Source organism: Lentilactobacillus dabitei (assembly GCF_019061365.1).
GTDB lineage: Bacteria > Bacillota > Bacilli > Lactobacillales > Lactobacillaceae > Lentilactobacillus > Lentilactobacillus dabitei.
In genome coordinates this window covers 49628-75493 of sequence record NZ_JAHPPD010000001.1, presented here as the reverse complement: position 1 = coordinate 75493, position 25866 = coordinate 49628, and the positions used below count along the sequence as shown (strand labels likewise).

Sequence of the window (25866 nt, the reverse complement as noted above, 5' to 3'; positions counted from 1 at the left end):
ATTAGTTTTATGAGATATCACTGCGATAAAGACTCACAACTTTCCCCAAAATTGTGACCTTCGTTAAAATAATTGGTGCCATTGTGTCATTTTCCGGTTGCAGACGGTAGTGATCGCTTTCTTTAAAGAATCGTTTACAAGTCGCTTCATTCTCATCCGTCATGGCAATGACGATATCACCGTTGTCCGCGGACGATTGTTTGCGGACAACCACGTAATCGCCATTAAGGATCCCAGCGTTAATCATGGATTCACCACGAATTTGTAACATAAAGAGGGGCTGATCACTGTGGGCAAGTGCAGGGGGTAACGGGAAATAATCCGTTGCTTCCTGAACAGCTAAAATGGGTTCACCGGCAGTGACGGTTCCTAAAACTGGGATTTGCTTTTGTTCTGGGGCAATGCCCAGAGTATCGAGACCGGCAGTTGTTACTTCCAACGCCCTGGGCTTTGAAGGATCTTTAACGATGTAGCCTTTGCGTTCAAGTCGGGAGATGTGACCGTGGACAGTAGATGTTGACGATAGATGGACAGCTTCACCGATTTCCCGAACCGTGGGCGGATAACCTTTTTCGTTAACTTTTTCCCAGATATAGTGTAAAATTTGGTATTGTTTACTTTCGGGATTCTTAGTCATATTGACACCTCGTAGGTTCTTTAATTATTGGTTTAATCGTATCATAACCCTATGAATTTTTCAAACACACGTTCGCATATTTTAATAAAAAACGGTATAATCTAAAATTGGAGGAATGTTTATGAACGAAGACGAAAAGAAAAAATTGCAATCTAAAATCGGTGACAGCGTTTTAAAAGAAATTATTCCACGAATCAATGAACTGGCTCATAAGGCTAAAAAGGAAGGCTTAACTGAATTGGAAAAAGTTGAGCAGGCCGAGCTTCGAAAAAAATATGTTGCCCGTTTTAGAGATAATTTTAAGAAGCAGATTGAAATGATGAAGATTTACGATAAAGATGGCAAAGAGGTCACCTCAAAGAAAGTTCGAAAGATCCAAAAGGATAAGAATCTTCGAGACGACTAGTTACGATCAACTAAATGGCCATTTTGTGGATTAGGTCTTTAATTGTTGTTGATTATTGTGTAGAATTATTAAATGAGATTATAAAGGAGGCCTTGTCTTGGCAACTTGGATTTGGATATTGATCGTTGTGTTGGCTTTGATCTTAGGTTTAGTTGGTGGTTTTTACGGTGCTCGAAGATATATGGAAAAGTACCTCAAAGAAAATCCACCATTTAACGAAGATCAATTGCGACAAATGATGCTGCAAATGGGTCAAAAACCTTCACAGAAGAAATTGAATCAAATGATGCACTCAATGCAGAATCAAACCAGCAAGAAGTAGTGGTTTGTCTGTGTAAAAACTAAGCCCTGACAAGAATTAGATGTCAGGACTTTTTTGATAGGCACTATTCGCTTGATTTCTTACTGTCAATTTCCTTCACTTTTTTTGAGACGTCGACATACTTGAACGCCGGATCGACCGCATAGTCAAGGGCATCAAAGGCGCTTTGCATCTGTTGCTCAACTTGCTTTTGGGCTTCATCATCAAGCTTGGCTTTTCGATCCAAATAAATTGGCTCCCCAAACGCAATTTTTACAGGTTTCCGGGCGAACAACCGTTTAAAAGTCAACGGTCCCTGATAAATAACCGGAACGAGGGGAACGTTGGCTAATTTCGCAATTAATGCTGCTCCGCCCTTAAGTTGCTCTGAATGACGGGTTCCTGATGGAAATAAAATCAGTGATAAATCAGTCTTGCGTAGTCTTTTAACGGGGGTTTTGATAGCTGACGGTCCAGGATTATCCCGGTCCACTGCAAATGCATTTGCGTGAACTAAAATAAACTTCAAAATTGGATTTTTAAATAGTTCTTTTTTCGCCATAAAAGTAAACTTTTTAGGGCTGGCAGCCAAGGCAAAATAGATTGGATCAAACCAAGTCCGATGGGGTCCCACCAAGATAAAGTTTCCCTTTGGTAATCGCTCCGTGTGTAAATAATGAGCATTTCCATTAATCAAAAATACCAGGAAACGAACAATTATTCTGGCAAATGAATAAAACAATTCCATTTCCTTCTTTCATAATCTGATAGAATAATATTAACGTAAACTAGAAGTGTTTGGCAAACTAAAATGTGAAGGAATAATAATGATGCAGGTTAAATTACGAGCTGACGAGCGGATTGATCGCTTATACAGCAAGGACATTTCGATTATTCAAAGCCCAGAAGTCTTTTCCTTTTCTCTTGACGCGGTGTTGCTGGCGGACTTTGCAAAAGTGAGCGGCAAAAGGATCAAAGAGGTGGTGGATCTTTGTGCCGGCAATGGGGCAGTTGGCCTTTTTTTGAGTGAAGCGACAACTGCTCACATCACGATGATTGAAATCCAGCAGCGATTGGCAGATATGGCTAAACGGAGTGTTTTACTCAATGATCTTGAAGGGAAGATTACTGTTGTCAACGATGATTTGAGGAATGCCACGAACTATGTCAAAAAGGATTCTGTAGATGTTGTGGTTTGTAACCCGCCTTATTTTGTTAATTATGATACCAGTGAAAAGAACCCAAACACGTATCTTGCGATTGCTCGCCATGAACTGACCATAACTTTGGATCAGATTGTGGCGGTTGCGGCCGGCTTGCTTAAGATGAATGCCAAGCTTTTTATGGTATACCGACCCGATCGGTTAACTGATCTGTTTTTCAGCCTTCGTTCAAATCGATTAGAGCCTAAAGTGGTTCAACTTGTTAGGCCCAGAAATGGGAGTGATGCCAACATGGTTTTGGTTGAGGCAATTAAGGATGGCAAACCAAATGGCTTAAAGATTAAGCCTGATGTGATTACTTATGATGGGGATGCCTACACACCTCAAGTAAAGAAGATGCTTTATGGAACAAACAAATAGTTTTTATATGTATGTATTATTATGCAGCGATGGAAGCTTGTATACGGGGTTTAGTACCGATGTTCAACGCCGATTCAAACAGCATCAAGCTGGTAAAGGCGCAAAGTACACTCGTTCTCATTTTCCTGAAAAGATCTTGTTTACAAAAGCTTTTCAAAATGAGCATGACGCTCTTAGCGCCGAGTATCAATTTAAACACTTAACGAGAAAGCGAAAGATTGATTACTTGACATCCCATGGTGTTCAGGCACGTTAAAGCCCTTTGTGTCGGCTCTGGCGGTGATAATTGTTCGGCTGGGTGGTATAATGAAATCACTTTATGAGGAGGTCGTATCCATGAAAATTATTGCGTATGGCATTCGTGCCGATGAAAAGCCTTTTTTAGACAAGTGGTCAGAAGGAAATCCAACAGTTGAGGTGGCGTCCACTGCTGAATTGCTTGATGAAAACACGGTTGATCAGGCAAAGGGTGCAGATGGCGTGGTTACATATCAGCAGAAGCCTTACACAGCGTCTGTCTTGGACAAGTTGGGCAGCTTTGGAATCAAGTATTTGTCGTTGAGAAACGTGGGTGTTGACAACGTTGATGCCACCGCTGCAAAACGAAATGGTATTCAAGTGACCAACGTGCCTGCCTATTCCCCACAAGCCATCGCAGAATTTACTGTGACTCAACTTATGCGATTACTGCGAAGGACACCAACTTTTGACAATAAAATGGCTAATGGCGATCTTCGCTGGGCACCAGATATTGCTGAAGAGTTAAACCAAATGACGGTCGGTGTCTATGCAACTGGTCGAATTGGCAGGGCAGCCATTCAAATTTATCAAGGCTTTGGCGCTAAAGTGATTGCTTATGATATTTACCATAATCCGCAATTGGAAAAAGAGGGAATTTACGTCGAAACCCCCGATGAACTGTATGCAAAAGCTGACGTTATCTCTCTTCATGCTCCTGCCACCAAGGAAAATGAACATATGCTTAATGATGAGGCATTTGCCAAAATGAAAGATGGGGTTTACATTCTTAATCCTGCGCGTGGTATTTTGGTTGATACGGATGCGTTAATTAAAGCACTGGATTCCGGTAAGGTTGCTAGTGCCGCGTTGGATACTTACGAAGATGAAGTGGGTGTTTTCAATAATAATTTTGGCAGTTTTGATAAGATTCCGGATGACCGTTTGAAGAACTTGATGAAGCGGGAAAATGTGCTTGTCAGCCCACACATTGCTTTTTACACCAAACGAGCAGTTCGCAACATGGTTTATTATGCAATGGACGCTAACAAGTCATTGATCGAAACGGGTCAATCAGATAAGTTAGTTGAACTGTAATTAGTGGCATTCACCTGTCTCGGTGCTGTATATCAAAAAAGTGGACGCTTGACTTTAGATCCTCAGTTACAGGATTGTAAAGTTAAGCGTCCACTTTGGTTATCATGAGCGTTGGCGTTAATCAACTTGGGCAGCCAAGTCTAATAGTAAATCTCGCAGCTCCGCGGGATTTCTGACTGTTTGATCCGGAATAATGTTCGGATCGCTGATTGTACTGTTGTGATTATTGTACCAAACTGTTTGCCAGCCAGCTTTCTTTGCAGGAACGATATCGTCAAAGTAAGAACTACCGACATAAATCATTTCGTTTCCCCGCAGGTTGAATTTGCGGTTCATAAGGGTAAAAATCATCGGATCAGGTTTCTTGGCTTTGGCATCCTCGGAAGTGATAATTTGTTCTCTGGTAAACCAGTGATGCAGTTTGAGCTTCATTATTTTAGCAAGTTGAATTTCATTTGAGCCATTCGTAATAATCCCTAATTTAAACTTTGTAACGAGGGTATTAAACATAGTCGTTAGGCCGTCGAAGAGTTGGATACCGTTACTGAATTCTTCAAATGCCGACAGAAAATCAGCTGCGGCCGACTGGGTGAGACCTGGGAGACCAAACTTTTTAAAAGTATGGTGTAAGCAATGGAAGTTAATTTCTGCTCTTGATAGTTTCATGTCTGAATCGGAATTTAATTTGGCAACCACTAGCTGTTCTTGGCGAATATAGTTAGAAAAGATTTGATCCATTTCATCAGCTGAGACAGTCAGCTCAAAAAGTCTTCGGAATGCCCTCTCGAAAGGCTGTTGCTGGTCGTATAGTGTATCGTCAACGTCGAAAACGATGGCTTTAATCATGTAATTTCCTCCTTGTCACGAGTTTCAATTCTAACACGTTTTACTTAAATTTAACAATTTACATCACAAATTGGTGACAAACTACAGTTAATGCTTGCGCTGGCGGGCAATATCTTATATACTTTTAAAGGTGTTTTAAATACACACCTGACGTGATGCTTTGAGTAGTGCCTATTCTGGTTCTTGAAGCAGCAGATCGTTGGGGAGGAAAAACTATATGGAGGCTATATTATGTCTGTTATTTCTATGAAACAATTGTTGGAAGCAGGTGTCCACTTCGGTCACCAAACTCGTCGTTGGAATCCAAAGATGAAGCAATATATCTTTACTGAACGTAATGGTATTTATATCATTGACTTACAAAAAACCGTTAAGTTAATTGACGTTGCTTATAATTTCATGAAGGAAGAAGCCGCAAAAGGTGCCGTTGTTCTCTTCGTTGGAACTAAGAAGCAAGCTCAAGATTCTATCGCAGAAGAAGCAAAACGCGCTGGCCAATACTACGTTAACAATCGTTGGCTTGGTGGTACATTAACCAATTGGGAAACTATCCAATCACGGGTTAAACGTTTGAAGGACCTTAAGAAGATGGCGACTGATGGTACATTCGACATCCTTCCTAAGAAGGAAGTTTCACTTTTGATTAAGCAACAAGACAAGTTGGAACGATTCTTAGGCGGAATTGAAGATATGCCAAAGATTCCTGATGTTATCTTTATTGTTGATCCTCGTAAAGAACAAATTGCTGTTCACGAAGCAATGAAGTTGAATATTCCAATCGTTGCGATGGTTGATACCAACACTGATCCAGATCAAATCGATGTTGTCATTCCATCAAACGATGACGCAATCCGTGCCGTTCGTCTGATCACTTCAACAATGGCAGATGCCATTATTGAAGGCCGTCAAGGTGAAGATGACGTTAACGAAAAGACTTTCGAAGGTAAAGATGCTGATAAGAAAGACAAAAAAGAAGATTCAATTGAAGATATTGCCAATGCTGTTGAAGGCGACAATTCAAAAAAGTAATTAATTAAGCACTAGGCTGACCCTATCGCTGTGGACCAATTTGGCCTTGGTGTAGGGCCAGTTTTTATTAACATTAAAAGGGAGGCCATTATAATGGCAAAAATTTCCGCATCTCAAGTTATGGATTTACGAAAGAAAACCGGCGTTGGTATGATGGACGCAAAGAAAGCTTTAGTTGCTACTGAAGGCGATTTTGACAAGGCGATCGAAGTACTCCGTGAAAAAGGCGTTGCCAAAGCTGAAAAAAAGAGCGGCAGAGTTGCTGCTAATGGGTTAACCACGATTGCTGTTAAAGACAATACGGCCGCAATTGTTGAGATTAATTCTGAAACTGACTTTGTTGCCACTAGTGATCCTTTCAAGGCACTTGTGAGTCGGGTAAGTGACGCAATCGTTGCCAACAAGCCTGCTGACGTTGATGCTGCCCTCGCATTAAAGACCGACAAGGGGACTGTTAAAGATGATTTAATCGAAACAACGCAAGTCACTGGCGAAAAAGTGACCTTACGTCGTTTTGCGATTCTTGATAAGAATGATGATGAAGTATTTGGTTCATACTTGCATAATGGTGGCTTGATCGGGGCCCTTGTTCAATTAAAGGGTGCTGATGAAGAAACTGCTAAGGACGTTGCAATGCATGTTGCTGCAACTAATCCCGAGTTCTTAAACAAAGATGAAGTGCCAGCCGATCGGTTAGCTCATGAAAAAGAAGTCTTAACTCAAGAAGCATTGAACGAAGGTAAGCCTGAAAAGATTGTTGAAAAAATGGTTGAAGGCCGACTTCACAAGTTCTTGGCAGAAATCTGCTTAGAGGATCAAGAATTCGTTAAGGATCCAGACCAAACTGTTTCCCAATACGTTGCTTCAAAGAATGGCTCAATTGTCAAATTCGTCCGTTACGAAGTTGGCGAAGGCATCGAAAAGAAACAAGAGAGCTTTGAAGACGAAGTTCGTGATCAATTAAATAACTAATAATGACATTAAGCCGGCCAGAACATCTTGTTTTGAACCGGTTTTTTTCTGCGTTAAGCTAATTTTTCATCGGATTTTCAAACTGTTGGGTACCTTTATTGGATTTTGATAAGAATAAATGCTAAGAATTCCTGAAAATGCCAGTTTTCTTGTTGCTGACTTCTTTAGTATGCTAAAATTGATTGTAATGATTAACTATGGGAGGCACCTAGATGTCTAAAGTAAAGTATAACCGAATTATTTTAAAATTAAGCGGCGAGGCATTAGCTGGCGAGCGGGGTTTTGGAATTAATCCACCCGTTATTAAAAATGTCGCCCAGGAAGTCAAAGATATATTTGATCTTGGCGTTCAAATTGGAATCGTTGTCGGCGGTGGTAATATGTGGCGTGGAGAAGCCGGTGCCGAGATGGGGATGGAACGGGCCCAAGCCGATTACATCGGAATGTTAGGAACGACCATGAATGGTCTTGCACTTCAAGACAACCTTGAATCATTAGGTGTTCCTACCCGGGTTCAAACGTCAATTGAAATGCGCCAAATTGCTGAACCATACATTCGCCGAAAAGCAATCCGCCACCTCGAAAAGGGTCGGGTGGTGATATTTGCTGCTGGTACCGGTAATCCTTATTTTTCAACTGATACAACTGCTGCCCTTAGAGCTGCAGAAATCGGTGCTGATGCAATTTTGATGGCCAAAAATGGCGTTGATGGTATTTATTCTGCCGATCCACGAAAGAATAAAAACGCCGTTAAATTTCAAACTTTAACCTATATGGATATACTAGAAAAGGGATTGAAAGTGATTGATTCCACGGCTAGTTCACTTTCAATGGACAATCATATTCCGTTAGTTGTTTTCAACCTTAATAACCCTGGAAATATTCGCAAAGTGGTCATTGGTGAAAACATCGGAACGACTGTGAAGGAGAAATAGATATGGCAGATTCGCAAACAGTATTAAATCAAGCAAAACAAAAGATGAAGAAAGCCCAAGAAGTTCTTGAACGTGAACTTGGTAAAATCCGGGCAGGAAGTGCTAACGCCAGCCTGTTAAATGGTGTGATGGTCAATTATTATGGTGCACCAACACCACTGAACCAGATTGCATCAATTACAATTCCCGAAGCACGTGTTATACTAATTACTCCTTACGATAAATCTGCATTGGAGGACATCGAAAAGGGAATCTATGAAGCCGATTTGGGCATTAATCCAGCTAATGATGGGACAGCAATTCGGTTGGCGGTGCCAGCGTTAACTGAAGATCGTCGAAAAGAGGTTGCCAAGCAAGTTAAAGCAACTGGCGAGGAAAGTAAGGTTGCCATCCGAAACGTCCGCCGTGAGGCAATGGATAGCTTGAAGAAGAGTAATAAGAATGAGGACATCACGGACGATGAATTACACCGTTTCGAAGATCAAGTTCAAAAACTAACTGATTCTAATATTAAAAGTCTTGAAAAAATCGTTTCTGATAAAGAAGACGAAGTCATTAACGGTTAGAAAGAAGGATATGAACATGGCAGAAAACAATTCAGGTAACAAAGACGATGAAGTTGCAGTAGTTCCTGGAACTGACGAATTTGGCAAAATGCTTTTTAAATTGAACCAACCAGTAACTCCCGACAATCTTTCTGTGTTGGACTACAATGGCGGTCACCTACAACCAGTTCAAGATGATCTATATGCAATGCCAGCATACGTTACTGACGATTTCAACTTATTCTTCATCGTTTCTCAACTGGTTGAAGAAGACTGGGTCATTGCATTCTCAAATGCAACAATCGAAAAGGGAAATGAAATTACCGACTTGTCAGAACCAATGACGACCGGTAAGGGGCTCAACATGTTAGGTCAAAAGAGCCCTGAAGATGCTAACAACTTGCTTAAATATTTCAATACCTTAGCTGATGCCAAACGTGGCGAATGGCGAATGGTTGAACGTCCAGATGGTGCAACAAACTAACAATTGAGTGCATTTTGGGATGAGTTCTTCTCATCCTTTATTTTTGCCCTCAACCAAATTTAGGAGCGTGCCATGTCCAAGCAAATCAATCAAAACAAGTTAATAGTAGATCCTAGCCGAATTCCCAACCACGTCGCCATCATCATGGACGGAAATGGTCGTTGGGCTCAAAAACGTCATTTACCACGAATTGCAGGTCATAAACAGGGGATGGAAACCGTTAAAACTGTTACCAAGGCTGCCAGTAAGCTGGGAGTGAAGGTGTTAACACTCTATGCGTTTTCAACCGAAAACTGGAAACGCCCAACTGATGAAGTCAGTTTCTTAATGGGCTTACCAGTTAAATTTTTCAATAACTTTATTCCTGAGCTGATTGAAAATAATGTTCAAGTCAAGGTGATGGGACTGACTGACCAATTACCACCCAAGACCCAGCAAGCAGTTCGGAATGCAATTGCGGATACTAGTCAGTGCACTGGCATGATCTTGAATTTTGCTTTAAACTATGGGAGTCGTTTAGATATTAAACTGGCGGTTCAACAAATTGCCAGTGAGGCGAAGGCCGGTAAAGTTGATCCTCAGAAAATTGATGATGCGATGATTTCGAATCATTTAATGACCGGTTTTTTGGGAGACTTTCAGGATCCGGATTTACTGATCAGAACGAGTGGAGAGGAACGGATTTCCAACTTTCTTCTCTGGCAAATCGCCTATAGTGAACTAGTTTTTACAGATACGTTATGGCCGGATTTTGATGGGGTAAACCTTAGTCAAATGATTGAGGAGTATCAGCAACGAGATCGCCGTTTTGGTGGCCTCAATAATAGTAAATAGGAGCGAACAGTTGTGAGACAACGGGTAATAACAGCAGTAGTTGCGTTAATCATTTTTATTCCAATTATCATATTGGGCGGCGTGTGGGTTGATATCGCTGCAATGGCATTAGGGGTTGTGGCAGTTTCTGAAGTCCTAATCATGAAGAAGCGAATTCTGGTTTCTGCCGAGTCAATTATTGCTTATTTAGGTGTCAGTGTGCTGATCCTGCCGGACAGTTGGACAGCAATTTTACCTGCCAAGGTAGAACAGAACTTCGTTTTTTTCTTGTTTGTGTTGATGCTGTTGTTATTGACCGTCTTCAGCAAAAACTTATTCACGTTCGATGATGCTGGTGTGATCGCATTGGGCATGCTCTATGTCGGAATGGGCTTCCATTACTTTATTCTGGCCCGAGCCGTTTCGTTGACTGTCCTCTTGTATGCTTTATTTATCGTTTGGTCGACTGATAGTGGTGCCTATATTTTTGGCCGAATGTTTGGCAAACACAAATTGGCGCCGAGAATCAGTCCCAACAAAACGTGGGAAGGCTCAATTTATGGATCGATTGCCGCGACAATTATCTGTTCAATTTACATTTACTTTTTCCCGATTTCTGGATATTCACTATTGCAAATGATTATCATCACAATTCTCCTTTCAATTGCGGGTCAATTTGGTGATTTGATTGAATCTGCACTCAAGCGCTATTATGGGGTGAAAGATTCTGGTAAAATACTTCCAGGGCATGGTGGGATTTTAGACCGCTTTGACAGCCTATTGTTTGTCCTGCCAATGCTTCATTTAGTCGGAATCATTTAGTTTTTAGGAGGAAAGAGTCACTTGATAACTACAATTATTGTCTTCATAATCGTTTTTGGTATTCTGGTGATCTTTCACGAGTTTGGCCATTTTATTACTGCTAAGCGCTCGGGAATTCTTGTTCGAGAGTTTTCGGTTGGAATGGGGCCAAAAGTGTTCTACTACCGAAAAAACAGCACAACGTTTACGTTGAGATTGTTGCCACTTGGCGGTTATGTCCGCATGGCCGGCGAGGGCGATGATGGTGAAGAGGAATTAAAGCCTGGAACTCCAGTCACACTTCAATTGAATGATCAAGGGGTCGTCACATCCATTAATACCAGTAACAAGCATTCCTTGTTTCAAGGAATCCCATTGACCGTTACTAATACTGATTTAGACACTGGGTTGTATATTAAAGGATACGAAAATGGGGACGAGTCGCAAGTGAAGTCCTATCTTGTTGATCATGACGCGACAATTATTGAAACGGATGGCACCGAGCTTCAAATTGCCCCGCGGGATGTTCAATTCCAATCTGCAACTTTACCAAAGCGAATGCTCACGAATGTTGCCGGAGTCTTTAATAACTTTATTTTGGCGATTTTGGTTTATACCATTCTTGGTTTTGTTCAAGGTGGGGTTGCCTCAAACAGTAATAAAGTCAACGTGATGCCAAATGATTCAGTTGCGCGGGATGCGGGAATGAAATCAGGCGATCGGGTCGTGTCGATTGATGGACACAAAACGACTGATTGGCAAGCGATGGCTGTCCAAATTAGTGCGAATCCAAACAAAAAAATTTCAGTTATTGTCAATCGTGATGGCCAGAATAAGTCCCTTTCAATGAAACCCAAAGCCCAAACCCTCAACGGCAAGAAGAGTGGTTTCATTGGGGTTACCCAGTCCATGGACACCAGTTTTAAAGCAAAAATCCTATCTGGCTTCACGAAAACCTGGTCGATGGGTAAAACTTTGCTGGGGGCGCTTTGGTCTATGGTGAGTGGTCATTTTAGTTTGAATGATCTTGGTGGTCCGGTTGCAATTTTCGCAACTACTTCTACGGCCGCTTCCATGGGATTGAGTGGCGTCTTGAATTTCTTGGCGTTCCTCTCTCTCAACTTGGCGATTATTAATCTCATTCCAATTCCAGGTTTAGATGGTGGTAAGTTAGTTCTGAACATCATCGAGGCTATTCGTCGCAAACCTGTTTCTCAGACAACCGAAACAGTTGTGACCTTGATTGGGTTTGCATTTTTAATGTTACTCATGATTCTCGTAACTTGGAATGATATCGAGCGTTACTTCTTACATTAATTAACAATTAGAATTTAAAGGAGATCTTTTTTCGATGAAGCAATCACAAATTTTGGTGCCAACCCTCAAAGAAACCCCAAGTGGTGCAGAGGCCCTGAGCCACAGAATGTTGGTTCGGGCTGGCTATATTCGTCAAGTTTCAGCTGGAATGTATGCCTACTTGCCACTTGCCTACCGCGTATTGACCAAGATCGAAACGATCGTTCGTGAGGAGATGGAAAAAACATCTGCCCACGAAATGCTGATGCCTGATATTTTACCGGCTGACCTTTGGAAAGAGTCCGGTCGTTATGATACATATGGGCCTGAACTTTTTAAGTTCAAGAACCGTCATGATACCGATTTTATTTTAGGCCCAACGCATGAGGAAACATTCACTGCGCTTATTCGTGATTCAATTAAATCGTATAAGCAGTTACCACTGATTCTTTACCAAATTCAGAATAAATATCGGGATGAAAACCGGCCTCGTTATGGGTTGCTCCGCAGCCGGGAATTTATTATGAAGGACGCATATTCTTTTGCCACTAACGAAGAGGACTTGGACAAGGCTTATCAGGCAATGGAAAAAGCCTATCGGACGGTTTTTGATCGAATTGGCTTGAAATACCGGGTCATTATTGGCGATGGTGGTGCAATGGGGGGGTCTGATTCCAAGGAATTCTCCGCAATGGCAGCTGTGGGTGAGGATACGATTGTTTATTCGGACAAGAGCGATTACTTTGCCAACCTCGAAATGGCAAAGTCTAAAGTGGATGCGACCCCAGATACCGATGCTGAAGAAGCAATCAAGAAGGTTGGAACCCCCAACGCTAAAACCATTCAAGAAGTTGCCGACTTTTTGAATGTGCCTGAAACCAAAACAATCAAGTCGATGTTGTATATTGCGGACGAAAAACCGGTTATGGTGCTCGTTCGTGGCGATTATGATGTGAATGAGGTTAAGGTTAAAAATTATCTCAAGGCTGATTTTCTTGATTTGGCGACTGACGAACAAGCTCAGAAATATCTCGGAGCAGACTTTGGCTCGTTGGGACCAGTTGGAGTGAGCGAAGACATCAAAATTCTCGCTGATCAACGGGTCGCCAACATGAAAAATGCCGTGGTTGGCGCTGACGAAGATGGCTATCATTACGTCAATGCCAATTCTGACCGTGATTTTCGGATCGACGAAGTGGACGATTTTGTCACCATCAAGGAAGGCGAACTGTCACCTGATGGCAAGGGTAAGCTGAAATTCACTCGGGGAATCGAAATCGGCCATATCTTTAAACTTGGTACAAGGTATTCAAAGAGTCTCAAAGCCAATGTTTTGGATGAAAATGGCAGGGCTGTCCCAGTTATCATGGGATCATATGGGATTGGAATCAGTCGTTTATTATCAGCAATCTCTGAACAAAACGCTGATGAAAACGGGCTGGTTTGGCCAGTTGCTGTGGCCCCATACGTGGTTCACGTTATTCCAATTAACGCTAAAAAGCAGGTTCAGATGGATTTGGCCAACCAGATTGAGAATCAATTAACCAAGAATGGCCTTGAAGTCTTGGTTGATGACCGTAAAGAACGGGCTGGTGTTAAATTTGCTGACTCTGATTTGATGGGAATTCCGTTGAGAATCACCATTGGTAAAAAAGCTGAAGATGGGATTGTCGAAATTAAAATTCGTAAAAGTGGCGAAACTGTTGAAAGCAAGGTCGAAGAATTAAGTGATACAATAAAAATATTGTTGAAGAATCTTGACTAATCTCGTATATACCTTCTAGTATGTAACTGATTGTCATCAGTTCAATTTGAGGAGGCTGGGGCAAAGCTGTGTTTTGTCCTTGGTCTTCTCTTTTATTTGAGGAAGTTTGACTGTTTGATTGCTAAATTGTGATTTTGGGCGACTACTTTCTGTCATTAAGTATTAGCAACAGGACAAAAAGTCTTTTCTATTGCTGATATTTTAGAAGACAATCGTCTTTTTCACCACTTATAGGAGGACCTGCCGTGAGTTTGGATCGGAACGCATTATTTGATAAATTATTACAACAACTTCAATGGTCGCAAGCCGGCCAAATGCCGTACTTCGACGGTGCCAAAATTGATCATTTGGAAGTCCATCAGAAAAGTAATCGTTGGCAGTTTGACATCACAACGCCCCGAATTCTACCATTTGAAGTCTTCACAGATTTCAATGCCCGCCTTAAGTCCGCGTTCGACGAGATTGCCCAGGTATCACTTAATATTTCAGCGGCCAACAACAATTTCAATGAACAACTGCTTCGGCAATATTGGCAGTGGGTCGTGGTTAACAGTGGAGTCACTTCGCCTTTAATCAAGGAATTGTGTGAAGATAAATATCCTTCAATTGTTGATTCGAGAATTGAATTCATTGCCGAAAATGACATTGTCAAGGATTTCATGACCAATACTGCCTTAGGACCAATCGAAGAAATGTACCAACAGGCTGGTTTTCCCGACTTTACAATTCATACAATCGTTGATGAAAGCTTGTCTCAACAGAATATTCAGGCATTCAAGAAGAAAAATGAGGCGGCTAATGCTGAGTTGGTCAAAAAAGCCAACGAAGCCATTCAAAAAACCAATGCCGCTAAACCAAAACATGGTGGTTCAGCCAAAAGTTTAATTGGCCGAAAAATCAAGGATGATTTGCCGGTCACCCAGTTGGAAGAGATTACCGAAGAAGAGCGGTCCATTGTTGTTTCCGGATATGTCTTTAACAAAGAAATTCGGGAATTGCGCTCTGGTCGTCAGTTACTAATGCTAAAAATAACTGATTATACCTCTTCTATTCAGGTGAAGAAGTTCTCTAATAAGGGTGAAGAAGCCTTGTTTGAAGGGGTTAACGAAGGCGATTGGGTCAAAGTCCGTGGGAATGTTCAAGAAGACAATTATTCTCATGAGTTAACCCTTAATGCCTATGACATTAATCCTGTCAAAACGGTTTCCCGTCAAGACAGTGCGCCTGATGATAAAAAGCGAGTTGAACTTCATCTCCACACCTCAATGAGTCAAATGGATGCGACAAACAACATCGCTGATTTTACCAAGCAGTCTAAAAAATGGGGGCACAAAGCCATCGCAATCACGGATCATGCCGCGGTGCAAGGATTCCCAGATGCCTTTCATGCTGCCGAAAAAAATGATATTAAAATGCTTTATGGCGTTGAAATTAACTTGGTTGATGATGGTGTCCCGATTACTTACAATGATCAGCATATTCCGTTACTTGATGCAACGTACGTTATTTTTGATACCGAAACAACGGGATTGTCTGCCATGTATGACCGGGTCATTGAATTATCAGCTGTTAAAATGAAAAATAGTAATGTGATCGATCAATTTGAAGAGTTCATCGATCCCGGTTTTCATCTTTCGGAACAGACGACAAACTTGACGTCAATTACCGATGAAATGGTCCACGGTTCTAAATCCGAAGAAGAAGTTTTCAAATTATTTAGAGAATTTTGTGGCGATGCAATTGTTGTCGGCCATAACGTTACTTTTGATATGGGCTTTATGAATAAAGGCTATGTTCGCCATGGCATGCACGAAATGGCCAATCCTATCATCGATACGCTGACACTTGCCCGATTCTTGTACCCTAACCTGCGGGGTTATCGGTTAAACACTTTAGCAAAGAAATTTGATGTCAGCTTGGAGCACCACCATAGAGCAATCTATGATGCTGAAACCACTGGTCACTTGAACTATCTCTTTTTAAAAGATGCGGAAAAGCGTTATGGGATTGTTTATCATGACCAATTGAATGAGCATATGACGGATAATGACGCCTATCGTCACGCGCGCCCGTCCCACGCAATTTTGCTTGCCCAAACTCAAGCTGGATTGAAGAATATGTTTAAGATTGTTTCACTTTCCAACGTTCAATATTTCCACCGGGTCCCCCGGGTTCCTCGGAGCCAACTTGAGAAATATCGTGACGGCATTATCGTAGGATCTGCCTGTTCATCAGGGGAAGTTTTCACTGCGATGATGCAAAAAGGGATGGATGAAGCTCGCCAAAAGGCCCGATTCTATGATTATCTTGAAGTTCAGCCAAGACGGGCTTATGCACCACTGATCGAATCTAGATTGATTGCTGATGAAGATAACTTAGAGGAAATTATTTCTAACATTGTGAAACTTGGCGATGAACTGGGTAAACCAGTGGTTGCTACCGGAGATGTCCACTATCTCAACCCGCAGGACTATATTTATCGAAAAATTCTGATTAATTCTCAAGGTGGCGCCAATCCACTGAATCGCCAGGAGCTGCCTGATTTGCATTTCTTGACGACCGACGAAATGCTAGGTGATTTTGGCTTTCTTGGTGCGGACAAGGCTGAAGAAATCGTTGTCACCAACACAAATAAAATTGCCGACGAGATTGATGATGTCCATCCATTAAAAGATAAGCTCTACACGCCTCGAATGGAGGGTGCCGAAGACGAGATTAAAACCCGGACCATGAATACTGCTCACGAGTGGTATGGTGATCCGTTGCCTAAAATTGTGTCTGATCGTTTGGATAAAGAGCTGAAAAGTATCATCGGCAACGGATTTTCCGTTATTTATTTAATTGCTCAACGACTGGTTGCCAAAAGTAACAAAGATGGGTATTTGGTTGGGTCACGAGGATCTGTTGGTTCAAGTCTGGTGGCGACACTGACAGGAATTACCGAAGTAAATCCATTGCAACCCCATTATCGTTGCCCAAATTGTCGCCACACAGAGTTCTTCACAAAGGGCGAATATAGTTCAGGCTATGATTTACCTCGGAAAAAGTGTCCAGAATGCGGCACCCTAATGATTGGCGATGGCCACAATATTCCGTTTGAAACTTTCTTGGGATTCACAGGAAATAAGGTTCCAGATATTGATTTGAATTTCTCTGGTGACTATCAACCAATCGCTCATAATTATACTAAGGTGCTGTTCGGTGAGAAGAACGTATTCCGTGCCGGAACGATCGGGACGGTCGCTGATAAGACTGCTTATGGATACGTGAAGGCCTATGAGCGGGACAAGGGTAAAGTTTACCGTCAAGCTGAAGAAGATCGGCTTGCAAAAGGCGCCACCGGGGTTAAGCGGACAACTGGGCAACATCCGGCTGGGATTATCGTTGTGCCGGATTATATGGATATTTACGACTTTACGCCCATCCAATATCCCGCTGATGACCAAGATGCTGCATGGAAAACGACCCACTTTGATTTCCATTCGATTCATGACAATATTTTAAAAATCGATATTCTGGGTCATGATGATCCGACGATGATTCGAATGCTTCAAGATTTATCTGGCATTAATCCAAAAACAATTCCAATGGATGATCCTGGCGTCATGTCAATCTTTTCAAGTCCTAAGGTATTGGGCGTAACCGAGGACCAGATCCAATCCAAGACTGGAACGCTGGGAGTGCCGGAATTTGGGACGCGGTTTGTTCGGGGGATGCTTGAACAAACTCATCCAAGTAATTATTCAGAGTTGCTTCAAATTTCTGGTTTGTCTCACGGGACTGACGTGTGGATGGGCAATGCCGATGAATTGATCAAGAACGGGACGGCAACGATTGCCAATGTGATCGGCTGCCGGGATAACATTATGACTGATTTGATTAATTGGGGCCTGGATTCTGAATTATCCTTCCAGATCATGGAAAGCGTTCGTCATGGCCGGGGAATTCCAGATGATTGGCAAGCTGAAATGAAGAAAGCCAAAATTCCCGACTGGTATATCCAATCCTGCCTAAAGATCAAGTACATGTTCCCACGAGCCCATGCGGCTGCTTACATTCTAATGGCGCTTCGAATTGCTTACTTCAAAGTCTATTTCCCAATGATTTACTATGCTGCCTACTTCTCAGTTCGGGCTGATGACTTCGACATTGTTTCGATGTGCCGTGGTAAAGAAGCTGTTAAGAATGCAATGCGGCAGATTAATGATAAAGGGATGGAAGCTTCGACCAAGGAAAAGAATTTGTTAACGGTTCTGGAACTTGCAAATGAGATGCTTGAACGTGGATACCAATTTCAGATGGTTGATCTAAGCAAATCGGATGCCAGCCAGTGGTTGATTGATGGAGATACGTTAATTGCCCCGTTTAACTCTGTGCCGGGTCTGGGTCTCAACGTAGCCAAGCAGATTGTGGCTGCTCGAGAAGATAAGCCATTCCTGTCTAAGGAAGACTTGTCTAAACGGGGGAAGGTATCCAAAACCTTGATTGACTTTATGACTGAAAATCATGTATTGGATGGTCTTCCTGATGAAAATCAGCTCAGCCTTTTTGATATGATGTAACGTGGTTAATAGTCGTGTTTGTAATATTTTCAGCGATATGTTATACTTAATTTATAAAATAACTTGCAAGGAGTGAGCAGAAATGCTCGCTCTTTTTAATGGATAATTTTTAGGAGGCCTTTTTTTGAGCAATGTTGTTGAAACGGTGAAGCAGGTCGTCAAACCAATTTTAGATGAACATTCATTTTACTTATTCGATGTTGAGTTTGTAAAAGAAAAAGGCGGTTGGTACCTTCGGGTTTATATTGATAAGCCCGGGGGCGTCACCATTGACGATTGTGTTGTCGTGAGTGATGAATTAAGTGAAAAATTAGATGCCCTGGATCCAGATCCGATACCCCAAGCTTATTTCTTGGAAGTATCATCGCCAGGTGCAGAACGGCCGCTTCGTAATGAAGAAGAGCTTAAACAGGCAATAGGCGAGTACATCAATGTGTCACTTTATAAGAATTTAAATGGCAGCAAGTCATTTGAAGGAACACTGACAGCTGTTGATGACGATCAATTGATCATGGAAAACGACAAGTGGGGCAAGAATCCAACTTTGAAAGTTCCCCGTGATTTAGTTGCTAAGGCGCGGTTGGCGATTAAATTTTAGCTAAAGGAGACAATAAAAATGAGTAAAGAACTTTTGGGTGCCCTTTCTGCACTAGAAGAAGAGAAGGGTATCAAGAAAGAGGTTGTGATCGACGCCTTGAAAGCAGCCCTAGTTTCTGCATACAAGCGAAACTACGGTCAGTCTCAGAACGTCGAGGTTGACTTCGATGAAACAAAGGGTGAAATGCACGTCTATTCTGTTAAAACCGTTGTGGAAGACGTTGTGAACGATCAACTTCAAGTGACCTTGGACGACGCCCTTCAAATCAATAAGGGGTACGAACTGGGCGATGAAATAAAGTTTGAGGTGACGCCAAAGAACTTTGGTCGAATTGCCGCTCAGACTGCAAAACAAGTGATCATGCAACGGGTTCGTGAAGCTGAGCGAGAGAACGTCTTTGATGAGTACTCCAAATACATGGACGAATTGGTCACTGGAACCGTTGAACGTCAGGATACGCGTTTTGTATACGTTAACCTGGGTAAAGTGGAAGCCGTTATGGGTGTCAAAGATCAGATGCCAAATGAAGTGTATCGGCCACAGGACCGGATTAAGGTCTATGTAACGAAGGTTGAGAATGCCACCAAAGGCCCACAAGTCTTTGTGAGCCGGACTGCCTCTGGAATGTTAAAACGTTTATTTGAACAAGAAGTCCCAGAGATTTATGATGGTACTGTAGAGGTTGTTTCAATTGCAAGAGAGGCTGGGGATCGGGCTAAAGTAGCTGTTCGCTCGAATAGTTCCGATATCGACCCAGTCGGAACGGCTGTTGGCCCCCGTGGACAACGGGTGCAAACAATTGTGAATGAACTGCACGGCGAAAATATGGATATCGTAGAATGGGATGAAGACGATGCGTCATATATTGCCAATGCTTTAAATCCTGCTGAAGTGGTTGATGTGATCTTCGATGAGGATAATGATCGGGCATGTACGGTCATTGTTCCGGATTATCAGTTATCACTAGCAATTGGTAAGAAGGGTCAAAATGCTCGGTTGGCCGCTAAATTAACTGGATTTAAGATTGATATTAAATCTGAAACAGAAGCCAAAGAATTGATGGACCAGCGCCAAGCTGCAGCTGATGATTCAGATGATCCGGTCGATGATTCAACCGATTCGACCGATGATTCAGTTGACCCATCAAGTGACGAGGATTCTGCAGAAGCATCAGTGACAAATCCAAATGATCCGGATTCTGATCAATCTGATGAAGACTAATTTTTAGGAGGCGATTGTATGAAAAAGCGAAAGATTCCAATGAGAAAAGACATCGTCACTGGAGAAATGGCTCCTAAAAAAGAATTAGTTCGGATTGTCCGAGATTCAGATGGTCAGGTTTCCATTGATGAAACTGGTAAGAAATCCGGTAGAGGTGCTTACATTTCCATCAATGTAGACATTGCGAAGAAGGCCAAGTCAGAGCATACTTTTGAAAAAGTATTTTCCACCAAACTGGATGAAAACTTCTACGATGAACTAATTGCCTACGTTGATCATAAACAGGCTCGAAAAGAGTTGTTTGAGAATGGACAATAAGCAAGCAATTTTAAATTTTATTGGAATTGCCAGAAGAGCCAGCAAAATTGTTTCTGGACAAGATAAATTGTTATCTGAAATTCGAAATGGCAAAGTTCATTTCCTGTTTATCGCTTCAGATACCGGCCAGGCAACTCAAAAAAAATTTACAGATAAGTCTAATTACTATCATGTCCCCGTCAATACCATGTACACTAAAGCAGTGTTGAGTGATGCAATTGGTATGAAACGTACAATCATCGGAATTTCCGATCGGGGTATGGCAAAAAAATTGGTTGAATTAACCGATAACAATAAGGGAGAGTGATGATATGGGGAAAAAGCGGATTTATGAATTAGCTAAAGAACTCAATGTCTCCAGTAAACAAATCGTCGATCGCGCTGACAAAGAAGGATTTACAATTAAAAACCATATGTCAACCGTTGATGATAACCAAGAAAAGCAAATCAGAAAGATGTTTAGCAAGGGTGCAAGTGCGACTAGTCACTCTGCTAGACCACAACAAAACAAGTCACAACATTCAACTTCTCATGTAGCCAAGAAGCCTAATGAAACTCATTCGACAACCAGCAGTTCAAGCCACACTGCAAGTCGGCCAAACAATCGGAATAGTGATTCTAGAAATGGTAATCACAATTCTCGTGACCAACATCAAAGTGCCCGGACAAATCACAGTAATTCAGCCCAGCACACTAGTAATGCGGCTCATAATGATACGCATCGCAATAATAACGTGAACCACTCAAGCTCTAACAACAATGGGAATCATAACGGCGGCAATCAAAACAGTCGCAATCAAAACCAGAACCATAGCAATTCACGTAATAATAATACAAACAATCGTAATAACAACAGTAACAACACTACGCGGACATCTCGGCCTGCAGCTTCCAACACGAGATCGTCTAACAATCGGACCAGCAACAACAGCGGCAATGCGCATTCAAATAATGCCCATCGAAATACTGGAAGCGGTCGATTTGGCGGCAGTTTGAACCGTAATAACAATAACAATCGCGGCGGTTCCAGAAAGTTCAATAAGAAGCGCAACAAAAAGCAACGGAAGCAAAAGAATCAACGGTTGCGTGAAGTTGAACATCATGGTGCTCCAGAACGTAAGGAACGACCATTACCAAAGGTGCTTGAATATCAAGATGGGATGAATGCTCAAGATCTTGGTAAGATTTTGCATCGGGAGCCGGCTGAAATTGTTAAAAAGTTATTCATGCTTGGTGTGATGGTTAACCAAAACCAATCACTCGATAAGGACACAATTGAAATTCTCGCAGCTGATTATGGAATTGAAGCTCAAGAAAAGGTTCATCAAGATCTATCCAACTTGGATAAAATCTTTGAAAAAGAAGAAGCCAACACGGATAATCAAGTATCACGCCCAGCCGTTGTGACAATTATGGGTCACGTTGATCATGGTAAGACCACTTTACTTGATCATTTGCGTCATTCGCATATCACTGCTGGCGAAGCTGGTGGAATTACTCAAGCAATTGGTGCTTACCAAGTTCGCCACGGCGATAACTTGATCACCTTCTTGGATACCCCTGGGCATGCCGCATTTACTGAAATGCGAGCCCGTGGTGCTAACATCACCGATATCACTGTTTTGGTGGTTGCGGCCGACGATGGGGTGATGCCTCAAACAATTGAAGCGATTAACCATGCAAAGGCAGCTAAGACACCAATTATCGTTGCCATTAACAAAATTGATAAGCCGGATGCTAATCCACAGCACGTGACTGATCAATTGATGCAGTATGGCCTTATCCCAGAAGATAATGGTGGTAATACTATTTTTGTTAATATTTCTGCCAAGTTTGGGAAGAATATTGATGAATTGCTTGATATGATCATTCTCGAAGCTGAAATGCTTGAATTGAAGGCCAACCCTGATCAACCAGGGGCAGGTTCTGTAATTGAAGCTCGACTGGATCAAGGCCAAGGACCAGTTGCAACCTTACTTGTTCAGCAAGGGACGTTGCGGGTTGGTGATCCAATTGTTGTTGGTAATACCTTCGGTCGAGTTCGGACAATGACGAACGAACGGGGACGGGATCTGAAAAAGGCCACCCCAGCTACACCAGTTTCCATTACCGGACTAAACGACGTGCCAGAAGCTGGTGATCGATTCGTCGTCTTTGCGGACGAAAAGACCGCTCGTTCAGTTGGTGAGGAACGGGCTAAAGAAGCTCAAGTTGAAGAGCGTCGAAAGACCACCCGAGTAACCTTAGATAGCTTGTTTGATTCCCTCAAGGAAGGGGAAATGAAGGAAGTTGACATTGTCATTAAAGCGGACGTTCAAGGTTCCGTTGAGGCACTTTCTAACAGTCTTCAAAAGATTGAGGTCAAAGGCGTGAAAGTTAACATTATTCATGCGGCTGTTGGCGCGATTAATGAAAGTGATGTCGCTTTGGCTGAAGCAAGTAATGCGATCATCATTGGTTTTAATGTTCGACCAACTCCTCAAGCTAAATCACAAGCTGAAAGTGACCACGTTGACATTCGTCTTCATCAAGTGATCTACAATGCAATTGATGAGGTGGAATCAGCTATGAAAGGGATGCTTGCTCCTACTTACAAGGAAGAAGTTACCGGTCAAGTTGAAGTTCGTGATATCTTTAAGGCTTCTAAAGTCGGAACAATTGCAGGTGGAATGGTTGTTGACGGTTTTGTTGAGAAGAACAGTAAGGTTCGTCTAATTCGGGACGGTGTCGTTGTTTACACTGGTGAATTGAACAGTCTGAAACGCTTTAAAGATGATGTGAATGAAGTTAAACAAGGATTTGAACTTGGTTTAACAATCAAGGACTATAACGATATCAAGGTCGGCGACGTGATCGAGGCCTATGTGATGAAGGAAGTTCCTGTTAAGTAATTCGGAGGTGTTTTCATGGCTCATTATCGCGTTGGTCGATTGGAACAAGAAATTCAAAAAGAAGTTAACGATATTTTGCTCAAACGAGTCCGGGATCCTCGAGTACAGGGAGTGACTTTAACTGGAGTCGAGGTAACCGGTGATCTTCAGCAAGCGACGATCTATTATAGTATTCTCTCCGATAAACCAGAGGATGAACAAACAACTCAGACGGGGCTTGAAAAGGCCGCTGGGCTGATTCGTGGCGAGTTAGGACATCGATTGAGTATTTATAAAACACCTGAAATTAAGTTTGAATTGGATAGTTCAGTTCAATATGGTGATAAGATTGACCAATTGATTAATAAATTGAAGCAACAAGGCGAATAAGAAGTGTCTGAAGAAAAACGTCTTTCGGTTACATAAGAGCTCCTGAATTAAACCCCTGATTTGGGGATTTAGTTCAGGAGCTCTTATGTAATTAATGGCAGTTTTCGCCGTATGATGCTGTTAATAAGATGGCAGTAAGGCCAAAACACGCTATTACCCATGCTGATTTTTATGATATAATTTTACTACATGATTTTATTAGGAGAGAAACAATGGATGGCGTAATTGCTTTATATAAAGAACGCGGAATGACGAGTTATGAATGTGTGAGCTCATTACGAAAAATTTTACACACAAAAAAAGTTGGGCACACTGGCACCTTAGATCCAAATGTTGATGGAGTTCTGCCTATTTGTATTGGCCAGGCAACGAAAATTAGTGAATTGATGATGCAATCAGGTAAAGTCTACCAAGGTGAAATTACGCTAGGAATGGCCTACGATACTGAGGATTTGGATGGAACGCTGATTGCGCAACAGCCGATTGAATCTCCGTTAACATCTGCCCAGATTGATGATGTCTTGGCGAAATTAACAGGCGATATCATGCAAGTGCCACCAATGTATTCCGCAGTTAAAGTGAATGGTCATAAGTTGTATGAATATGCCCGTAAAGGATTAACAATTGACCGTGACCCTCGGCCAATTCACATTGATTATTTTAAACAGCTTAAACCGGCCGCCTATGATCAGGAAAAGCAGACCCAGACGATTTATTTCGAAGTTGGTTGTTCAAAAGGGACCTACGTGAGGACCCTTGCGGTAGATTTCGGCAAACTGATCAACGTTCCCTCAGTAATGACGAATTTAACCCGGATAAAGAGCGGGGGTTTTGATATCTCCCAGTGTGTCACTTTAAAACAGATTCAAGCAGCAGTTGACAACGACAACTTGAAAACGATCTTTCGGCCCCTGGCAGAGGCTTTAGCCGATTATCCTCAATACAGACTTGATGAGAGCCGTTGGGAAATTGTTTCCCATGGTGGTTTTCTGGATCAATCCATCAATCCTGATCACAAGCCCGTTGTTTGTTTAACCTACATGGGAGCAGTCAAAGCCCTGTACAAATTTGATGCTGAGCTTATGAAATATCGTCCCTATAAAATGTTTATCGCGTAAATTAAGAAGGTGTAAATGATTATGAAAATATCTAAACTTCATTATCCACTGGCCGACTCCTTTCATGTCGAAGGAAAGACAGTCGTTGCAATGGGGTTGTTTGACGGCTTCCACAAGGGGCATCAAGAGGTGCTTCAACGAGCCAAAGTAGAGGCGGAAAAAGTGGGAGCTAAGTTCGCAGTCCTCACTTATGACCATCATCCTGCCCTAGTTTATAAAAAAATGGCCGCTCATGAAAAACGTTATTTGACACTACTCGACTACAAGATGGAGTTGTTTGAAAAATTTGGGGTTGATCAAGTCTTTTTGGTTAATTATTCTTATGCATTTCAAAGCCAGCCGCCAGCCCAATTTGTTACGAATTTTATTGATCGTTTTAATGCCGTCGCTGTAGTTGCTGGATTTGACCATACATACGGTGATAAACAAACTGCCACCATGAAAAATCTCCCAAAGTATGCCAACGGGAAATTCAAAGTCATTACCGTTCCTCCAGTTGATAGCGATGGGAAAAAGGTCAGCTCTACCAGAATTCGAATTGAGTTGGATTCCGGTAATATCGATGAAGTCAATGAGTTGCTTGGTCGGCCGTTTCAAACAAAAGGGGTGATCGTCCACGGTGAAGAACGCGGCCGTTTGTTGGGTTATCCCACCGCCAACGTTGAGCATTCAGAATACCAGTGGTTACCCCGAATTGGGATCTATGTTGTGACCGTTGCGATTGCTGGGAAAAAATACCTTGGAATGGCTTCAATCGGCAAGAATGTCACTTTCTCAGATGTCCATCCAATGACCGTCGAAATCAACTTATTGGACTTTGATCAAAATATTTACGGCGAAATTGTGACAGTTGATTGGCTGCATTATCTGCGAGATGAGATTAAATTCCAGACACCAGAGCAATTGATTAACCAACTCGATCAGGATGCCAACGAAACCCGTCAATATTTCAAAGACCATTCCAAGAGTTTGAATTAGCACAATTAGCACTCAAAACAAAATAATGCTAAAAATCGGCCATAATTCCTTGACTAATGTGGA

Annotated in this window: 26 protein-coding genes; 23 read left to right on the top strand and 3 right to left on the bottom strand. The window is 42.1% G+C overall.

Features of this window, described 5'->3' with window-relative positions:
* Positions 1–7: 7 nt before the first annotated feature.
* Entirely contained in the window at positions 8–637 is a 630-nt protein-coding gene (gene lexA / locus KTE19_RS00340) for a transcriptional repressor LexA (RefSeq protein ID WP_054746583.1), read from the bottom strand.
* Between the two features lie 121 nt (positions 638–758).
* Between lexA and KTE19_RS00335 the strand changes: the two genes are divergently transcribed.
* Positions 759–1043: a DUF896 domain-containing protein gene (locus KTE19_RS00335; protein ID WP_056982875.1), complete on the top strand. Its 285-nt coding sequence runs from the start codon at positions 759–761 to the stop codon at positions 1041–1043.
* Positions 1044–1140: 97 nt separating this feature from the next.
* Positions 1141–1365, top strand: coding sequence for a YneF family protein (locus KTE19_RS00330; protein ID WP_054746584.1), 225 nt, complete (start codon positions 1141–1143; stop codon positions 1363–1365).
* A gap of 64 nt (positions 1366–1429) precedes the next feature.
* On the opposite strand, the gene KTE19_RS00325 is transcribed toward KTE19_RS00330, so the two are convergent.
* Positions 1430–2086: a lysophospholipid acyltransferase family protein gene (locus KTE19_RS00325; protein WP_217161348.1), complete on the bottom strand. Its 657-nt coding sequence runs from the start codon at positions 2084–2086 to the stop codon at positions 1430–1432.
* An 88-nt stretch (positions 2087–2174) separates the two neighbouring features.
* On the opposite strand from KTE19_RS00325, the gene KTE19_RS00320 reads away from it, so the two are divergent.
* The 3 genes from KTE19_RS00320 to KTE19_RS00310 all read left to right on the top strand — a co-directional run bounded on the left by KTE19_RS00320 (position 2175) and on the right by KTE19_RS00310 (position 4262).
* The gene (locus KTE19_RS00320) at positions 2175–2927 is read left to right on the top strand and encodes a tRNA1(Val) (adenine(37)-N6)-methyltransferase (protein WP_217161398.1); all 753 of its coding nucleotides are present in this window, start codon (positions 2175–2177) and stop codon (positions 2925–2927) included.
* Positions 2911–3183, top strand: coding sequence for a GIY-YIG nuclease family protein (locus KTE19_RS00315; protein ID WP_217161347.1), 273 nt, complete (start codon positions 2911–2913; stop codon positions 3181–3183). Before KTE19_RS00320 ends, KTE19_RS00315 begins: the two co-directional genes overlap by 17 nt.
* Positions 3184–3263: 80 nt before the next feature.
* Positions 3264–4262, top strand: coding sequence for a D-2-hydroxyacid dehydrogenase (locus KTE19_RS00310; RefSeq protein ID WP_217341345.1), 999 nt, complete (start codon positions 3264–3266; stop codon positions 4260–4262).
* A 117-nt stretch (positions 4263–4379) separates the two neighbouring features.
* Here KTE19_RS00310 and KTE19_RS00305 read toward each other — a convergent pair whose 3' ends face one another.
* On the bottom strand, positions 4380–5108 hold the full coding sequence (locus tag KTE19_RS00305; protein WP_217341344.1) for an HAD family hydrolase: 729 nt from the start codon (positions 5106–5108) through the stop codon (positions 4380–4382).
* 231 nt (positions 5109–5339) lie between these two features.
* On the opposite strand from KTE19_RS00305, the gene rpsB reads away from it, so the two are divergent.
* The 18 genes from rpsB (at position 5340) to ribF (ending at position 25803) form a co-directional block, all read left to right on the top strand.
* Complete coding sequence (gene rpsB / locus KTE19_RS00300) at positions 5340–6137, top strand: 30S ribosomal protein S2 (protein WP_217161344.1); 798 nt, start codon at positions 5340–5342, stop codon at positions 6135–6137.
* Positions 6138–6230: 93 nt separating this feature from the next.
* Positions 6231–7109 carry a translation elongation factor Ts gene (gene tsf / locus KTE19_RS00295; RefSeq protein ID WP_217161343.1) on the top strand — a complete coding sequence of 293 codons (879 nt, stop codon included), beginning with the start codon at positions 6231–6233 and terminating at the stop codon, positions 7107–7109.
* A gap of 212 nt (positions 7110–7321) precedes the next feature.
* The gene (gene pyrH, locus KTE19_RS00290) at positions 7322–8044 is read left to right on the top strand and encodes a UMP kinase (RefSeq protein ID WP_217341343.1); all 723 of its coding nucleotides are present in this window, start codon (positions 7322–7324) and stop codon (positions 8042–8044) included.
* A 2-nt stretch (positions 8045–8046) separates the two neighbouring features.
* The gene (gene frr, locus KTE19_RS00285) at positions 8047–8610 is read left to right on the top strand and encodes a ribosome recycling factor (protein ID WP_217341342.1); all 564 of its coding nucleotides are present in this window, start codon (positions 8047–8049) and stop codon (positions 8608–8610) included.
* 16 nt (positions 8611–8626) lie between these two features.
* Positions 8627–9073 (top strand): hypothetical protein, encoded by a 447-nt coding sequence (locus KTE19_RS00280; RefSeq protein WP_054746588.1) that lies wholly within the window; start codon positions 8627–8629, stop codon positions 9071–9073.
* Between the two features lie 72 nt (positions 9074–9145).
* The gene (gene uppS, locus KTE19_RS00275) at positions 9146–9907 is read left to right on the top strand and encodes an undecaprenyl pyrophosphate synthase (RefSeq protein WP_217341341.1); all 762 of its coding nucleotides are present in this window, start codon (positions 9146–9148) and stop codon (positions 9905–9907) included.
* Positions 9908–9919: 12 nt separating this feature from the next.
* Positions 9920–10708, top strand: coding sequence for a phosphatidate cytidylyltransferase (locus tag KTE19_RS00270; protein ID WP_217161340.1), 789 nt, complete (start codon positions 9920–9922; stop codon positions 10706–10708).
* 21 nt (positions 10709–10729) lie between these two features.
* Positions 10730–12004: an RIP metalloprotease RseP gene (rseP, locus tag KTE19_RS00265; RefSeq protein ID WP_217341340.1), complete on the top strand. Its 1275-nt coding sequence runs from the start codon at positions 10730–10732 to the stop codon at positions 12002–12004.
* Positions 12005–12038: 34 nt separating this feature from the next.
* Positions 12039–13748, top strand: a complete 1710-nt coding sequence (locus KTE19_RS00260; protein WP_217341339.1) for a proline--tRNA ligase — start codon at positions 12039–12041, stop codon at positions 13746–13748.
* Positions 13749–13993: 245 nt separating this feature from the next.
* A complete protein-coding gene (locus tag KTE19_RS00255) occupies positions 13994–18310 on the top strand; it encodes a PolC-type DNA polymerase III (protein WP_217341338.1) in 4317 nt (1438 codons plus the stop codon).
* Positions 18311–18434: 124 nt separating this feature from the next.
* Positions 18435–18908: a ribosome maturation factor RimP gene (gene rimP / locus KTE19_RS00250; protein ID WP_054746590.1), complete on the top strand. Its 474-nt coding sequence runs from the start codon at positions 18435–18437 to the stop codon at positions 18906–18908.
* An 18-nt stretch (positions 18909–18926) separates the two neighbouring features.
* A complete protein-coding gene (nusA, locus tag KTE19_RS00245; protein ID WP_217161336.1) occupies positions 18927–20129 on the top strand; it encodes a transcription termination factor NusA in 1203 nt (400 codons plus the stop codon).
* 18 nt (positions 20130–20147) lie between these two features.
* On the top strand, positions 20148–20447 hold the full coding sequence (rnpM, locus tag KTE19_RS00240) for an RNase P modulator RnpM (RefSeq protein WP_217161335.1): 300 nt from the start codon (positions 20148–20150) through the stop codon (positions 20445–20447).
* Positions 20437–20754 carry a L7Ae/L30e/S12e/Gadd45 family ribosomal protein gene (locus tag KTE19_RS00235; protein ID WP_056982855.1) on the top strand — a complete coding sequence of 106 codons (318 nt, stop codon included), beginning with the start codon at positions 20437–20439 and terminating at the stop codon, positions 20752–20754. The genes rnpM and KTE19_RS00235 overlap by 11 nt, the downstream gene beginning before the upstream one ends.
* Positions 20755–20758: 4 nt before the next feature.
* Positions 20759–23338, top strand: coding sequence for a translation initiation factor IF-2 (gene infB, locus KTE19_RS00230; RefSeq protein ID WP_217161334.1), 2580 nt, complete (start codon positions 20759–20761; stop codon positions 23336–23338).
* Positions 23339–23353: 15 nt separating this feature from the next.
* Complete coding sequence (gene rbfA / locus KTE19_RS00225) at positions 23354–23707, top strand: 30S ribosome-binding factor RbfA (RefSeq protein ID WP_217161333.1); 354 nt, start codon at positions 23354–23356, stop codon at positions 23705–23707.
* A gap of 212 nt (positions 23708–23919) precedes the next feature.
* Entirely contained in the window at positions 23920–24825 is a 906-nt protein-coding gene (gene truB, locus KTE19_RS00220; RefSeq protein ID WP_217341337.1) for a tRNA pseudouridine(55) synthase TruB, read from the top strand.
* 21 nt (positions 24826–24846) lie between these two features.
* On the top strand, positions 24847–25803 hold the full coding sequence (gene ribF, locus KTE19_RS00215) for a riboflavin biosynthesis protein RibF (RefSeq protein WP_217341336.1): 957 nt from the start codon (positions 24847–24849) through the stop codon (positions 25801–25803).
* Positions 25804–25866: the final 63 nt, after the last annotated feature.

Bases quoted from the DNA above. Each gene is read 5' to 3' on its own strand.
- lexA (WP_054746583.1), bottom strand. From the start codon at position 637: ATGACTAAGAATCCCGAAAGTAAACAATACCAAATTTTACACTATATC.
- KTE19_RS00335 (WP_056982875.1), top strand. From the start codon at position 759: ATGAACGAAGACGAAAAGAAAAAATTGCAATCTAAAATCGGTGACAGC.
- KTE19_RS00320 (WP_217161398.1), top strand. From the start codon at position 2,175: ATGCAGGTTAAATTACGAGCTGACGAGCGGATTGATCGCTTATACAGC.
- KTE19_RS00315 (WP_217161347.1), top strand. From the start codon at position 2,911: ATGGAACAAACAAATAGTTTTTATATGTATGTATTATTATGCAGCGAT.
- KTE19_RS00310 (WP_217341345.1), top strand. From the start codon at position 3,264: ATGAAAATTATTGCGTATGGCATTCGTGCCGATGAAAAGCCTTTTTTA.
- KTE19_RS00305 (WP_217341344.1), bottom strand. From the start codon at position 5,108: ATGATTAAAGCCATCGTTTTCGACGTTGACGATACACTATACGACCAG.
- rpsB (WP_217161344.1), top strand. From the start codon at position 5,340: ATGTCTGTTATTTCTATGAAACAATTGTTGGAAGCAGGTGTCCACTTC.
- tsf (WP_217161343.1), top strand. From the start codon at position 6,231: ATGGCAAAAATTTCCGCATCTCAAGTTATGGATTTACGAAAGAAAACC.
- pyrH (WP_217341343.1), top strand. From the start codon at position 7,322: ATGTCTAAAGTAAAGTATAACCGAATTATTTTAAAATTAAGCGGCGAG.
- frr (WP_217341342.1), top strand. From the start codon at position 8,047: ATGGCAGATTCGCAAACAGTATTAAATCAAGCAAAACAAAAGATGAAG.
- KTE19_RS00280 (WP_054746588.1), top strand. From the start codon at position 8,627: ATGGCAGAAAACAATTCAGGTAACAAAGACGATGAAGTTGCAGTAGTT.
- uppS (WP_217341341.1), top strand. From the start codon at position 9,146: ATGTCCAAGCAAATCAATCAAAACAAGTTAATAGTAGATCCTAGCCGA.
- KTE19_RS00260 (WP_217341339.1), top strand. From the start codon at position 12,039: ATGAAGCAATCACAAATTTTGGTGCCAACCCTCAAAGAAACCCCAAGT.
- nusA (WP_217161336.1), top strand. From the start codon at position 18,927: ATGAGTAAAGAACTTTTGGGTGCCCTTTCTGCACTAGAAGAAGAGAAG.
- rnpM (WP_217161335.1), top strand. From the start codon at position 20,148: ATGAAAAAGCGAAAGATTCCAATGAGAAAAGACATCGTCACTGGAGAA.
- KTE19_RS00235 (WP_056982855.1), top strand. From the start codon at position 20,437: ATGGACAATAAGCAAGCAATTTTAAATTTTATTGGAATTGCCAGAAGA.
- infB (WP_217161334.1), top strand. From the start codon at position 20,759: ATGGGGAAAAAGCGGATTTATGAATTAGCTAAAGAACTCAATGTCTCC.
- rbfA (WP_217161333.1), top strand. From the start codon at position 23,354: ATGGCTCATTATCGCGTTGGTCGATTGGAACAAGAAATTCAAAAAGAA.
- truB (WP_217341337.1), top strand. From the start codon at position 23,920: ATGGATGGCGTAATTGCTTTATATAAAGAACGCGGAATGACGAGTTAT.
- ribF (WP_217341336.1), top strand. From the start codon at position 24,847: ATGAAAATATCTAAACTTCATTATCCACTGGCCGACTCCTTTCATGTC.